Origin of the sequence: Photobacterium sagamiensis (assembly GCF_050337085.1) — a bacterium.
Taxonomy (GTDB): Bacteria; Pseudomonadota; Gammaproteobacteria; order Enterobacterales; family Vibrionaceae; genus Photobacterium; species Photobacterium sagamiensis.
Genome location: NZ_JAKJSP010000035.1, coordinates 39538 through 54506 on the forward strand (window position 1 = coordinate 39538; position 14969 = coordinate 54506).

Annotated in this window: 10 protein-coding genes; 5 read left to right on the forward strand and 5 right to left on the reverse strand. The window is 46.4% G+C overall.

All coding sequences use genetic code 11. The features are described 5' to 3' along the window. Positions 1 to 10 precede the first annotated feature (10 nt). Positions 11 to 970 carry a hypothetical protein gene (locus tag L4D76_RS17235; protein WP_428442131.1) on the forward strand — a complete coding sequence of 320 codons (960 nt, stop codon included), beginning with the start codon at positions 11 to 13 and terminating at the stop codon, positions 968 to 970. A 65-nt stretch (positions 971 to 1035) separates the two neighbouring features. Here the strand turns inward: L4D76_RS17235 and pflA are convergent, their stop codons facing one another. The 4 genes from pflA to ycaO all read right to left on the reverse strand — a co-directional run bounded on the left by pflA (position 1036) and on the right by ycaO (position 8368). Then, positions 1036 to 1776 (reverse strand): pyruvate formate lyase 1-activating protein, encoded by a 741-nt coding sequence (gene pflA / locus L4D76_RS17240; RefSeq protein WP_428442132.1) that lies wholly within the window; start codon positions 1774 to 1776, stop codon positions 1036 to 1038. Between the two features lie 325 nt (positions 1777 to 2101). After that, a complete protein-coding gene (gene pflB, locus L4D76_RS17245; RefSeq protein WP_428442133.1) occupies positions 2102 to 4381 on the reverse strand; it encodes a formate C-acetyltransferase in 2280 nt (759 codons plus the stop codon). Positions 4382 to 4588: 207 nt separating this feature from the next. Beyond that, a complete protein-coding gene (locus L4D76_RS17250; protein ID WP_428442134.1) occupies positions 4589 to 6103 on the reverse strand; it encodes a DUF3360 family protein in 1515 nt (504 codons plus the stop codon). Between the two features lie 510 nt (positions 6104 to 6613). After that, positions 6614 to 8368 (reverse strand): 30S ribosomal protein S12 methylthiotransferase accessory factor YcaO, encoded by a 1755-nt coding sequence (gene ycaO, locus L4D76_RS17255; RefSeq protein WP_428442135.1) that lies wholly within the window; start codon positions 8366 to 8368, stop codon positions 6614 to 6616. A gap of 277 nt (positions 8369 to 8645) precedes the next feature. Here ycaO and L4D76_RS17260 point away from each other — a divergent pair, with 277 nt between their 5' ends. The 3 genes from L4D76_RS17260 (at position 8646) to L4D76_RS17270 (ending at position 13364) form a co-directional block, all read left to right on the forward strand. Next, entirely contained in the window at positions 8646 to 9860 is a 1215-nt protein-coding gene (locus L4D76_RS17260) for a tetratricopeptide repeat protein (RefSeq protein ID WP_428442136.1), read from the forward strand. Between the two features lie 664 nt (positions 9861 to 10524). After that, a complete protein-coding gene (locus L4D76_RS17265) occupies positions 10525 to 11880 on the forward strand; it encodes a M20 family metallopeptidase (RefSeq protein ID WP_428442137.1) in 1356 nt (451 codons plus the stop codon). After that, on the forward strand, positions 11877 to 13364 hold the full coding sequence (locus L4D76_RS17270; RefSeq protein ID WP_428442138.1) for a YfcC family protein: 1488 nt from the start codon (positions 11877 to 11879) through the stop codon (positions 13362 to 13364). Before L4D76_RS17265 ends, L4D76_RS17270 begins: the two co-directional genes overlap by 4 nt. Positions 13365 to 13559: 195 nt before the next feature. Here the strand turns inward: L4D76_RS17270 and L4D76_RS17275 are convergent, their stop codons facing one another. Continuing rightward, complete coding sequence (locus L4D76_RS17275) at positions 13560 to 14480, reverse strand: permease (RefSeq protein ID WP_428442139.1); 921 nt, start codon at positions 14478 to 14480, stop codon at positions 13560 to 13562. Between the two features lie 120 nt (positions 14481 to 14600). Between L4D76_RS17275 and L4D76_RS17280 the strand changes: the two genes are divergently transcribed. After that, positions 14601 to 14897 (forward strand): ArsR/SmtB family transcription factor, encoded by a 297-nt coding sequence (locus L4D76_RS17280; RefSeq protein ID WP_428442140.1) that lies wholly within the window; start codon positions 14601 to 14603, stop codon positions 14895 to 14897. Positions 14898 to 14969: the final 72 nt, after the last annotated feature.

The window sequence follows — 14969 nt, forward strand, 5'->3', positions numbered from 1 at the left end:
GGAACATAAAATGATCATCAAAGGAAAGCCGGTGAGGGACTTTTCCCTCAAACTTAATACTCTGTTTCGAGGGGTCGGCTGCCTGCTGTTACTGCTGCTGTTGATTAACTTGAATACGATCACAGAAAAGCTGTCTAAGTCTGCTTTTGCGCTTCAACAGTTGACTGTATCGGCGAGCTCTGGCGAAGCATTGTCACTCATACCGGAAGCTGCTTTAGCGACACCTTCTGAAGAGAGTACTCAGCCTGGTGAGGCGACCACAGCTGGTGAAGATGAGATTTTCGAACTCAGGCAAGCGGCGTTAGTGCGCTTTGCCAATAAGTTTAATTTTCCTGATTCGGTTGAGTTCTACAGCCTGGCCAGTAGTGAGAACTGGATGTTTAGCCCGGCAACGGTGATGGAAAAAGACAATGTGCTTAATCTCACCACTTGCGGTTATTATGCAGCGAAGAATGCAATGGGCCTGGCTCGTGATAGGGTGCCATTTATTGTTGATCTGGTTTATGACTTTTTAAATCAAAAATACAGTGTTCATGGTTATTTTAAAGATGATCGAGCGCGTTATTATCAATTTGACGGAATTAAAAAACCGGTTGAGCTAAACCGTAACCGTTTCAAAAATAAATGGGATGTAGCCTGTAAGCCGCTGAACGTTGATAAATATGACGATATTCTTTCGCTTGCCACCGTCGGACGCTTTGAGCCCAAAGAGGATATTGCCTTCAAGCGACAGCTTAATGCATTTGATGATCAAGTACAGAACGAAATTGTAAGCTGCGTTGAAGATGAAGTACTCACCGCATCGGTGTCAGGTTTGTCAGCCCGTAAAAATCTGTGTCTGATCAATGCCCAGTGCAGCATTCTGGAAGGGGTGGCCAAGAGTAAGTGTGACTTGGTTAATCAGACCTGCTCTGGTGATGACAAGTCGCTGCTTTGCAAAGCAACGACCAAGACTCAGGTAGCCAGTTAACCTTTATACCAATCAGAATAAGGGCAGAAGCCGAGGGGGTGATGAACGTCGTCCCCTCGATTTTTTTAGTACATCACCTTGTGGCCATAGCTGGCGAGGATGTCTTTCACTTTTTCCATGGTTTCTTTTGATGGTGGGTTTACATCAGATAGCGGGTAGTCATAGCCCATAGCTTCCCACTTATGTTCACCTAGCTGGTGGTAAGGGAGTAGCTCGACTTTCTCGATATTGTCCATATCTTTGATAAATTCACCCAGCAGATGGGCAGAGCGTTCGTCATCGGTATAACCCGGAACAATCACGTAGCGGATCCAGGTTTTTTGCCCCCGTTTGTGCAGGTAGCGGGCAAAATCCAGAACGCGCTTGTTAGGAACACCAACAAGATTTTGATGGATGCTATCGTCCATTTGTTTCAGATCGAGCATGACCAGATCGGTCGCGTCCAGCACTTCATCAACGACATCGGTATGTTTACGGATGTAACCGTTAGTATCGAGACAAGTATGAATACCTTCCGCTTTAGCCGCCCGGAAAAAGTCGCGGATAAATTCAGGCTGAAGCATGGCCTCACCACCGGATGCTGTGACACCGCCACCAGAGGCATTCATAAAATGGCGGTAAGAAACGGCTTCCTTCATGATTTCTTCAACGGTGATTTCTTTCCCGTCATTAAGATCCCAGGTATCGCGGTTGTGGCAATACTGACAGCGCATTAAGCAGCCTTGCATAAATACGATAAAACGGATGCCTGGTCCGTCGACGGTTCCGCATGATTCGAAAGAGTGGATACGGCCTTTTACTGACATTGCTTAACTTCTCCGCGTGGGGCGTGTTATATACCTGTCATTTTATTACAAAACCTGAGGCTAAAATAGCAATAATACTACGGGGTTGCTGCTGTCTCTAATAAGTATACCCAAACCACTTCAAGATGCGTGATTCAGCGACTTTTTACAAGGCGAATAACGGTTATTGGGAGTGTGGCTTGTAGTGGAACGACCGAGGTGGGTTTTCGTGGTTGGTATAAATCGAAAAAACAAAAAAAACCGGTCAGAGACCGGCTTTTTAACTTACTTTTAAGTGGCGAGTATCTAGACTCTAGTTTCTCACCCCTCGAGACTGAACTCTAAATTATAGAGAATCAGTGAAAGTACGTGCAATAACGTCTTTCTGCTGTTCAACTGTCAGAGAGTTGAAACGCACAGCGTAACCCGATACACGGATAGTTAGCTGTGGGTAGTTCTCTGGGTGCTTAACTGCGTCTTCAAGAGTTTCACGGTTAAGAACGTTAACGTTCAGGTGCTGACCGCCTTCGATGCTGCCAGACTCATGGTGGAAGTAACCATCCATCAGACCTGCAAGGTTAGCTTTTTGAGACTCAACTTCTTTACCTAGCGCGTTTGGTACGATAGAGAAAGTGTAAGAGATACCATCTTTTGCGTCAGCAAACGGTAGTTTACCTACAGATGTTAGAGAGGCTACAGCACCTTTCTCATCACGACCGTGCATTGGGTTTGCACCAGGTGCAAAAGGAGCGCCAGCACGACGACCATCTGGAGTGTTACCCGTCTTCTTACCGTATACAACGTTAGATGTAATAGTAAGGATTGACTGAGTAGGGATAGCATCACGGTACATTTTCAACTTACGGATTTTGCCCATAAATGTTGAAACTAGTTCACAAGCGATGTCATCTACACGTGAATCGTTGTTACCGAATTTAGGGTAATCACCTTCGATTTCGAAGTCGATAGAAATACCGTCTTCGTCACGGATAGGCTTAACTTTTGCGTACTTGATAGCAGACAGTGAGTCAGCTGCAACAGAAAGACCTGCAATACCACAAGCCATGGTACGATTAACATCACGGTCGTGAAGCGCCATTAGTGATGCTTCGTAGCTGTACTTGTCGTGGCTGTAGTGAATGCTGTTTAGTGCAGTCACGTATTGTGTTGCTAACCAATCCATGAAGTGATCTAGACGAGCCATCACATCAGCGTAGTCTAGAACTGCGTCAGTTACTGGTGCAGTCTTAGGACCGATTTGGATTTTAAGCTTCTCATCAACGCCGCCGTTGATAGAGTAAAGCATTGTTTTAGCAAGGTTAGCACGTGCACCGAAGAACTGCATTTGCTTACCAACAACCATTGGAGATACACAACAAGCGATTGCGTAGTCATCTGAGTCCATGTCTGGACGCATTAGGTCATCGTTTTCGTACTGGATAGAAGAAGTATCGATAGATACTTTCGCACAGAAACGCTTGAAACCATCAGGTAGCTGCTCAGACCAAAGAACAGTGATGTTCGGCTCTGGAGAAGGACCCATAGTGTACAGGCTGTTTAGGAAACGGAAGTTTGAACGCGTAACTAATGTACGACCATCAATACCCATACCACCCATTGATTCTGTTGCCCAGATTGGGTCACCAGAGAATAGTTCATCGTATTCAGGCGTACGTAGGAAACGAACCATACGTAGCTTCATTACGAAGTGGTCAATCATTTCTTGTGCTTGAACTTCTGTGATTACGCCAGCAGCGATATCACGCTCAATGTACACATCTAGGAACGTAGAAGTACGACCTAGAGACATTGCAGCACCGTTCTGTGATTTAACAGCAGCCAGGTAGCCGAAGTAAGTCCACTGAATTGCTTCTTGTGCAGTTGTAGCAGGACCAGAAATATCGTAGCCGTATTTAGCTGCCATAGTTTTGATCTGACCTAGAGCACGGTGTTGCTCTGCAATTTCTTCACGAAGTTGCATTGTCATTTGAAGATCTTCGCCTAACTCGAAACGCTCTTGTAGAGACGTGAACTGAGCGAACTTGTCTTTCATTAGACGATCGATACCGTATAGTGCTACGCGACGGTAATCACCAATGATACGACCACGGCCGTATGCATCTGGAAGACCAGTCAGTACACCAGACTTACGACATTTCATGATGTCAGGTGTGTAAACATCGAATACACACTGGTTGTGTGTTTTACGGTATTCAGTAAAGATTTTAGAAACTTCAGGGTCTAGTTCGCGATCGTACGCTTTACAAGAACCTTCAACCATACGGATACCACCGTTAGGGATGATAGCGCGCTTAAGTGGAGCTTCAGTTTGAAGACCAACAATCGTTTCAAGATCTTTGTTGATGTAACCTGCATCGTGTGCAGTGATGGTAGAGATAACAGAAGTATCGAAATCAACAGGAGCGTGAGTGCTGTTTTCCTGCTTGATACCTACCATTACTTGTTCCCAAAGCTTTGCCGTTGCTGGCGTTGCTTCAGATTCTAGGAAAGACTCATCACCTTCATACGGTGTGTAGTTCTTTTGGATGAAATCACGAACGTTTACATCGTTCTGCCATTCGCCTGCAGCGAAACCTTCCCAAGCTTTAGCAAATTGCTCTGCCATGTTATACCTACCTTTTTAGTAGAAAAAATACGTACTGATTTTGAAGCTGTTGAGCTAATCACCATCGAGTGGTGGACAGTACACTTTCATTAACAATAATACGGATAATTAAATCTATCAGTTCAATGTAAATGATGATTTCATTATTCGTATTAGTACTAATAACCAAGCTAAGAAAGGGCAGTGCAGCGCACTGCCCTCATCAGATTATAGTAGTGCTGGAATGCCGTATTTGCCTTCAAGCATACCTACCGCTAGCATCGCCATTAGGCAGATGATAAGAACAGAGGCAGGGATAACAATACGATCCACGAACGAGAGTTTCTTCGCGCGTTCTTTGTCACCAATCAGGCCGTTGTTATCTAGCAGCATGGTTAGTGCCCATGCCAATACCGGGTTAGCAACCGCTGAAGCAAAGATACAGATACCAGCAGATTGTGAATCTTTGGTGTCTTTAACCATTTGCATACCGGCTTCCAGTAGCGGCAGGAATACACCCACTAGCAGAGCAATACGCATTACTGGTGGCCATACTGCAACATCCATTGGGAAACCAAGGATTGCAATAAGCATTACTAAACTACCAAGAACGATCGCACCGGCAGGGATAGGACGCTTAGCAATTGCCGCCGGGATCATGTACGTACCCCAAGAAGATGTGATGTTACCACCACCGACTGCAGTACCTACCATCTGACGGATAGAACACATAGTCATAGTGTCATCAACATCCATCAGTACTTTGTCAGTACCTTTAGGGTAGTTAAGTTCTTGGAAGATACGGTGACCCAGGAAGTCAGGCGACCACATTGCTACCGCCAAAATGGCAAATGGCAATGATGCAATGAAGTGCTGCAGGTTTGGCAGACCAAGCATCCAACCTTCATCAGTGCTGCCCCACCAGTATACAGGGTTCAGGTTTGGCAGACCCATTTTGGTTTCGAAAGTAAGGTCAAAGCCGGCACCAAATGCCAGAGCAACGAGAAGCCCTGTTACCGCACAAGCCGGGATAGCTAACCAGCGCTTGTTGATGCGGGCAAGGAATGCATAAAGAACGATGTTAACCGCCAGCACAACCAAGCCGACATAACCCAGGCTGCCTTTGGCAATCTCAGCAGTTTCCAGGCCGGTTGCCCAAGTTTGGATCTGGCCGATTTGACTCATTGCCCCGGTAAAACCAAGGAAGACTAATAAGCCACCGGCAACACCCTCACCGGTCAGATTGACCAGTTTAGAGCCGCCTTTGAAATAACTAAGTAGCAGACCGAATACACCAAGAAGGATTGCAAGAGCAAGAGGGTGTGCACCGGCAAGGGCAATGGTACCGATCAACGGGATCATTGGTCCGTGGTTACCTGCCAGGTTGGCGCGGGGGTTGATAAATCCGGAGGCTAGAATACAGAAAAGAAATGCAGGAATAAGCATTTCAACTCGTGCAACTTCGATAGCGAACTCTTTGCCAAGATTGATATGATCCCAGGCTTGAGTCAGACCTTCAGCCCAAGACATCATTACCGCAGAGTACATTGCGATAATACCTATAGTACCGGCTAAAGCGGGAACCAGATCTTCCCATTCAAAGCGGAAGTCACGGCCTGGCAGGTTTAAGCGAAAGCGGCGTGGTTTCATTATCTTGAGCTCGTTGTCAAGATAGTCCGATCGACTTGAGAAGTCAGAGGCAGGACGGTGTTGCTCCTGATAACTTCTTTCTTCAGATGACATAATTGCCTCGTTCTACGTTATAAAATAATTCTTGTGATTATTGCTGTAATGTAGCGTTCTCACCTGACAATAAATTCTTCACTTCAGGCTCGAGCTATTTATTAGTGTAATATTATTTCACCAAATTTGGCTAAATTCTACAGCTTGGTCTCACCAATGCAATTGATCTCGATCACTACGCTTAAAAAAATCTAGGAAAATCACCAAAAAAATTTGAGTGGGAATAGCTGTTATTATGATTCATGAAAAAAACTGTATAACAAAAATAAATATGTGAACGAGTTCACAGTTAGTGATTCTTGTTTTAAGTGTTTATTCTATAATGGTTTATAAGCTATAGCCCGTATTTTACGGGCTATAAGTCACCCTACACCTAAAGTGGCAGGGGCAGTACAAAGTTTGAACGCTGCGTTAAGCGGGTAGAACCAGAAAGTGGAATGCCAGCAAAAGTTCGCTGGCATTGAAATTGCTGGTTGGAATTAGCTCGTCGCTAACATAAATGTAATAAAATTACCGAATATTCGTTTTTTTGGCGACTTGAAGTTTATGGTATGACGCCAGCAGCTTCTGATGTGCCGGGAATTGGCTCATGGTTAAATCACCCGCCGTTAAACCATAGAAGCGTACCGTGCCTTCAATTGACCCCCAAACCGCGGCCACAGTCTCTGCCCCATACTTGCGTTCGAATTCTGCCTTAACTTGTGCCGGATCACTGTCTTCATCGAGTGCCAGTTTTAAGCTCGCAATAACACAGCGGAAGAACTGCGTTCGTGCCTGACTGTATGTTGATACATTATAATCAATACACCAAGTGGCGATCTCTAAGGCCAATTCCAGATCCCCGCCAGCGAGTGCCAATAGGCATTTCAGCTCACCAATTCGCAATGTTTGCCACGCTTCACCGGCTTGAGGCACCAATCCAATAATTTCATGGAGAAGAACGGTATCATCGAAGCCTTCTTCGTCAAGAATCGCGTACATTTCAGCGTACTGTTCACCTTCCCAATCCACACTCGGTAAAGCCAGGAGAGTCTCGCGTAACTCCAGTGCGACATTGTTGTTACTTTCGATCAGTACCTCTATTGGATAAATTTCAGACCAGCCCGGAACGATAATACGGCAGCAATCCACTCCAAGGTGGTCGTAATCTGCAATATAAACATCAGCTCTTTCTGCCGTTAAAATTCCCATCAGGTGAGCAAATTCTTCTTCCGGCTTACCCGTGAAGTTCCAGTCTGAAAAAGCATTATCAGCATCGGCTTTAAACAGATCACAAGAAACTATAGCTGATGAGTAACTATCATGTGTTGCTTGATTCTGGTGTTCGGCGACATTTTCAGTATTAACCGAAGGTTGTGGGACTATCCCCAGATCGGTTAATGAACGGTGTTGCAGTAATTCAGTCACGGCTCGTTCAAGTGCAACGTCAAAGCGAGGGTGGGCACCAAAAGCGGTTAGACACAGATCATTGCCAGGGATTGATAGCATCGCGCAAAGAACGGGGTATTTACCTCCGAGTGATGCGTCATAACAAACAACTGGGAAGCCTTTCGCCGTTAATGCCTCAATCGACTCTTTTATGGCAGGGAAGCGATTCATCACGTCAGTGGGAATTTCAGGCAGGCTGATCTTTTCGGCCAAAATACGGTTTTTGAGCCTACGTGAAAATATTTCAGATAAACATTGGCTACGGGCTTCGGTTTGGGTATTGCCTGCAGCTATACCGTTAGACTGGTACAGATTACCGATGATATTCATCGGAATATAGACGGTTTCGTTATCGGTCTGACGCTCGAAAGGCTGGCAGCAAACCCCACGCTCCATATTACTTGACTGAAGATCAACCAGATCCGTACCGAGCAGCTCCAGGGTTGGATCGTAAAACTGCGTTAAGCGCTCATCCAGAATACCTTCTGGTGGCAGGTTATCTTCATCAATATCAAACCACTGTTCATTTGGGAAATGAACAAATTCACTCTCTGCAATCTTCTGCCCCAGATAGTAACCGGCATAGAAATCGTTGGTAGACAGGCGCTCGAAGTATTTACCCAGAGCCGATGCCAGTGCCGCTTTTTTCGTTGTGCCTTTACCCTTGGTGACGTTCATCGGAGCATCGACGTCACGAATTTGTACTGACCAGACGTTAGGAGCAGGGTTAAGCCAGAAGTCCTCTTCAATGTTGAAATTCAAATTCTTTAATTGAGTTTGGAAACGCTCAATCGATTCTTCAAGCGCGGCTTCTTTACCCGGGATAAATGTTTGCATTCTACGTCTCGTCATTAAAAGCTATTGTCTGTATTGAGTGGCGCGAAGTATATACCCAAACGACTTCGAGATGCATGATTCACAGCATCTTGAAGTGGGTTGGCTATAAACTAATTGGGTATCATAAACTTAAATGCGATACATCATCATCAACCATCCGGTGTTAGAATCAGATCAGATATCGAATAGGGATCCAAGATAAGCGATGAATGGCAAAGGCGAATTACCTCGACATAAGGGAATCGAGTTATCTCTGCTGAGGGGAATAACAACGGTAATGAGCCGGCTCTTTATCGAGAGCCTGAAGCTAGGTAGTCTACTCTGCGTTGTTATGCTATCCAGTTTCAGGCTTCATGCTGCGGTCTCTGCCGAGGTTTATCAGGCGCTGACAAAAAGTGAAGTCTATTTACAGCGCAACCAGCTCGCGCTTGCGCTGAACACTCTGGATCAGCTCAAGCCTAAATCAGCCAAAGGCTATGCAAACGAAGACAAGGCAAATATAGCCCGTATGAAGGGCATTATTTATCAGAATCAACATCAGCCCAAACAGGCTTATGCTGCCTACCATCAAGCCTTATCTCTTAACGTGTTTCAAGGTGATGACCGGCTTATTCTTCGTCGGGCATTAGGCGGTCTGGCGTTGCAACAAGGTAAAAACCGCGAAGCCTATCACCATTATCAAGCCTATTTAGATGAATACCCTGATCATGCCCCGACGTTAGCGAATCAGGCTCAGGTGTTGTTATTGCTTGATCAACCAGGGCAAGCACTGGCACTTTCTGAGAAGGTGAATAGCAACAGTGATCAGCAGTCGAGGCTAACAGCCGGACAGGTGAAGCTGCGGGCTCAATACCAGTTACAGCGTTATTTAGATGTCGTCACCACCAGTCAGTATCTGCTCACTCATTTTGACGCTCAGTCAGATTGGTGGTTATTACAGGCTGATGCCTATCACCAGTTAGGGCAAAATCTACGTGCCGGGCAGGTCTTAGCGCAAGGCATTAAGCAAGGGGATGTGTCTCCGTCAGAGAGCTATCCGGCAGCCGCGCAGTTTCTGGCCAAGTCCGGTGATCCGCAGCAGGCCGCAGAATTATTGGATAAAGCCATCACTCAACAACAGCTTACTGACAATATCGCCTTACAGCGCCAGCGTTTGAATTATTACCTCCAGGCCGGGCTGTGGAATAAAGCCGAAGCAATGCTGAATCGTATTCAGGCAACAACACCTTCTGTAGATCTCGCTAACATTCAGCTCGGGCTTTATGAGCAACAGCAGCGATGGCTGGAGGTTATACCGTTAGCTCAGCAGTTAATTGATCAGGGAGGCGGCCAGCAACCATCACTCTGGCGCTCACTGGGTATTGCGGCAATGAAATCACAGCAGTTAAAAATGGCCGAATATGCATTTACTCAATTAGCGCAGCTAGCGCCGGACAGCGATGCGAAGGGCTGGCTGACGGTTCTGGAATTACAGAGAACAAACTCGGAGTAACAGATACCTAAACACAATGAAGATGATTGATTGAAATGGTCAAAGTCTGTCATCCCTGGCAGACCCGATACTGACATCAAGAGATAAAATCAGCTTGATATGATCAATTTATCGCCCCACAGAAGGTAATAGACCAGGGATCCATTGTGCACGGAATTATCCAGCCATGAAGAACCTAATTGGTATGTAAGCCCTTTAAATTTCACCGCACATGGATCCCTGATAACCGCCAGATAAGTCTTGAGCAAGTTTGTAAGTCTACTGTCTGGCGGTTTCTGGGATGACGATGGTTTGGCTTCATCGATAAAAAACTAATCTGTTCAATCAATCATAATTAATGAGTCAAGGTACTCGTTTTTAATAACTGCAATATCAATCGATATTGAACGGCTGTTTTCTTCTTTTAATCACTTACGGAATAACTTGGCTATATCGCCGCTCCACATACCAATAAAGTTAATGTTGTCTTTTTGACCTACATCCCATCTTGATCCTGAATCGAGTGAAAGTTGTCACAGTTCATGATGTTAGTCTGTAGCAGAATTAACCGGCACAAAGGGAAAATGCTTAATATTTATGCCAACAATTAAATAACCTTCATTATTTTAACCTGCATTACAGTGATTGAGCAGGCTAAATTTAGGAGGAAGCAAAGAGGGATACGATGAAAGCAACAGTAGCATCTAACATTGACAGTATGCGCGATGAGTATATTGCCGCGGTGAAACGTCTGGTGGCAATACCGAGTGTCTATCAGGATGATAATAGCGGTAAACCGTTTGGCCAGCCTATTGATGACTGCCTGACCGAAACACTGGCACTTTGCCAGCAGCTAGGATTTACAGTTTATCAGGATCCGGACGGCTATTACGGTTATGCCGAAGTCGGACAAGGTGAGCAGATGATCGGCATATTAGGTCATCTGGATGTGGTGCCGGTTGGGGACCTATCGACTTGGGAATCAGCCCCTTTTGAGCCGGAAATCAGAGACGGGCGTTTATATGGCCGCGGCACGCAGGACGATAAAGGGCCGACACTCGCAGCCCTGTTTGCAGTGAAAGCATTGCAGGAAAGTGGCGTTGAGTTCAGTAAACGGATCCGCTTTATTTTCGGTACCGATGAAGAAACCCTGTGGCGCTGTATCGACCGTTACCTTGAAAAAGAAGAAACCCCTCAATGCGGTTTCACGCCAGATTCTGTCTTTCCTTTAATTCATGCCGAAAAAATGCTGATCCAGTCCTGGTTACATGGCGCTGGCTCGCCTGACGTGGAATTAGATTGTGGTGGCGCATTAAATGCGGTGCCCGAGCTGGCTAAATACCAAGGGCCTTTGTGGGAAGAATTAGCAGGCGCTCTGGATGATCTGGGTTTTGATTTTCACTGCGAAGATGGCGAAATTACCGTTCTGGGTAAAGCGGCGCATTCAGCTTCCGCTGACGAAAAAGGGGTCAATGCGATTGCCCGTTTGTGTCTGGCTTTGCAAAAAATCGGTGTGATGCACCCAATGGTACGCTTTGTGGCTGAGCAAGTCGGCCAGGATGCCAATGCGACAGAAATATTTGGTCCGGTTGAAGATGTTAGCGGGCGCCTGACGTTCAATGTGGCGCAATTATACATTGATGCCCAGGCCAGCAAGCTCGGCATTGATATTCGGGTGCCGGTCACCTTTAGCAAAGACGATTACGACAACGATATTCAGGCCGTAGTGGAACAATATGGTCTGCAATATGAAGAATTTGATGTGTTGCCTTCTCTGTATATGCCAGCAGAGAGTCCGGTAATTAAAACCTTGATGGCTGCGTATCAGGAAGTGAGTGGCGATCTGGAAAGCCAGCCAATGACCTCCGGCGGAGCAACGTACGCACGCGCGATACCAAACTGCGTGGCATACGGGGCGATATTTCCGGGACGCGACAAAGTGGAACACATGCCCAATGAGTATTTGATTATTGATGACATGCTTAAATCGATGAACGTATATGCAAATGCGATTTATCAATTGCAGGGAGTAGATCTATGACCACCTCAACTGAATCTGGACAAGTAAAAGTAAAGAAATCATTCAAAATGCCAACGGTTTACACCATCCTGTTTATCATTATCGCACTGGTTGCGTTACTGACCTGGATAATGCCGGCGGGTAAATATGACTATATCGTCAATGGCACCGATCAAGTGATCCCGGCAGCTGAAGTGCTTGCCTACGACGGCGGCGAACGTTTGTTACCGATCCCGGGCACTTATACCGAGCTGGAATCGTCACCGCAAGGTGTGATTGATGTCTTGATGGCACCGATCAAAGGTTTCCATAAAGCCGTGGATGTCGCGTTATTTGTTCTGGTGATTGGTGGCTTCTTAGCCATTACCATGCGAACGGGGGCGATGGATTCGGGGGTTGCGGCAATTGTGCGTAAATTCCATGGCCGTGAGCAAATGATGATCCCGGTGTTGATCACCCTGTTCGCCATCGGTGGTTCCACGTATGGCATGGCAGAAGAAACCGTGGCTTTCTGGGCGGTGATCCTACCGGTTATGACCGTCGCGGGTTATGACCGTATGGTGGCTGCCGGTATTATCTTGCTAGGCTCCGGGGTCGGGGTGCTGGCTTCTACGGTTAACCCGTTCGCAACGGGTATCGCATCCGGTTTTGCCGGTTTGCCGATAGGTGAGGGTATTGGCCTGCGTCTGATACAACTCGTTATCTTGATCGCGATGGCGTCTTGGTATGTGATGCGTTATGCCGCCAAGGTTAAAGCAGACAAAGCCAATTCAGTGCTGGCTGATATAGAATTTGATGATGAATTTTCTCATATAAAGGAAGATAACGGCGAGTTCACCACCAAGCAGAAGCTGACCATGTCAGTGTTCTTTGGCGCTTTTCTGGTGATGATTTACGGTGTGATCCCATGGGAAGATATGGGTATTACCGCTATTCCAACCTTATGGTGGTGGTTTGATGAGCTGTCGACTCTGTTCTTAGCCTCAGCGATTTTGATTGCAATAATCAACCGTATGTCAGAAGGGGAGTTCATTAAAACCTTCCTCGAAGGGGCCAAAGATCTGATCGGTGTGGCACTGGTTGTTGCGGTTGCCCGAGGCATTTACGTGGTGATGGATAATGGTGTGATCATCGATACTATCCTTCATTGGGCAGAAGGCATGGTAACCGGGTTATCGTCCGGTGTTTTTGTTGTCGTGTCTTACCTGGTTCACATCGTACTGAGCTTCTTTATCCCGTCAACGTCAGGCCTGGCGACGGTATCTATGCCGTTAATGGCACCGCTGGCAGATTTCTCCGGAATTGGCCGTGATTTAATTATCACCGCGTATCAGTCTGCAAGTGGCTGGATCAATATCTTTGCTCCGACTGCTGGTCATCTGGTGGCTGGTCTGGCACTGGCGAAGATCCCTTATGAGCGTTTCCTTAAGTGGGTAATGCCATTTGTGATCATGGTGCTGGTGGTGACAATTATTACTCTGTTCGCAGGCGCTGCGATGGTTTAATTCTCGGGACGAGAATCGAGTACCGAGTACCGAGAAAGAGCGAATAAAGGCGAGTGTTGATTATTGATCTCACTCGCCTTTTCTATATTCTCGACCCTCGACCCTCGACCCTCGACCCTCGACCCTCGACCCTCGACCCTCGACCCTCGACCCTCGACCCTCGACCCTCAGTCTATCTCTCTTCTCGTCACTGGCTTACGCAAACATCATCATATACAGATAGCCGGCACTTGTTGCCATGCCCAGGATGACAACCAGGAAGGCGGCAATCATTGGATTTTTGAAAATGGATTTCAGCAAAATCACTTCTGTTAGGCTGGCACCGGCACTGCCGATAATCAATGCCATTACGGCCCCTAACCCCATCCCTTTGGCTGCCAGTGCCGCACTGAGTGGAATGACTGCTTCAGCTCGAATATAAAGCGGAATACCGATGACAGCGGCAACGGGAATAGCGWACAGGTTATCGTCACTTGCTACGCTGGCGACAAATTCTGTTGGCATGAAACCGTAGATCATTGAGCCAATTGCGATACCGCCGATCAGGTAAGGCAATACTTTTTTAAAGTCAGACCAGGTTGTCAGCCATACTTTCTTCCATTTGTTGACTGGTTTATTCGCCCCGCCACAACGGCTGCCACATCCGCTTGATTTTGGTGCTTCATACGCTTCTGGCTGGATGTACTTTTCAAACCCCAGCTTTTCAAGGGTGTAACCCGCGATGACAGATACTCCCATGGCAATCACGAAGTAAAACAAGGTGACTTTAATGCCGAAGGTCACGGCAAACAGACCGATAATGACCGGGTTTAGCAGTGGACTGGCAAATAAGAACACCATCATGGTGCCAAATCCAGCTTTAGCTCGTAGCAGGCCTTTCAAAAACGGAATGGTCGAGCAAGAGCAAAATGGCGTTATAGCCCCAAGAAAGCCTGCCACAATATAACCTTTACCATTTTTCGAACTCAGTATGCTCTGGATTTTTGCCGGCGGGATATATTCCTGCAGCATGCCCACCAGGTAGCTAATTAACAGGAACAAAATGGTTAACTCGGTTGCCAGAAAAGCAAACATGCTGGCCGTTTCTTTTATCATCGCAATAGTGTCTGGACTCATGGTATTACCTATACTCATTGATTCTGTATTTCTAGAATGTTCGAAATATAAGGTTTTGTGATTAGGGTTGTCAATATATTTCTGGTATTATCGAAATATAAACCACGAGGGGAATGCATCATGGAACTGGATTTTGTCGCAAAGGCACTGAAAGAGTTAGGCCACCCAACCCGATTGTTTATCTTTAAGCATCTGGTGAAATCCGGCTATAACGGCTTGCCCGTTGGGCGGTTGCAAGAAGAGTTATCGATCCCGGGCTCGACCTTATCGCATCATATTTCGAGTTTAGTCTCAGCGGGTTTGGTGAAACAGCATCGTGAGGGACGCACGTTATACTGCATCCCGCAATACGACATTTTGCAGGGCGTGATTGGATTTTTGCAAGATGAGTGCTGTAGTACGGAAGAGAAGTCGTGAGTTACGCTGCGCTTCGAGGGACGAGGTACGAGTAACGAGTAACTAGTACCTAGTCTCTCGCTACTCTACTCT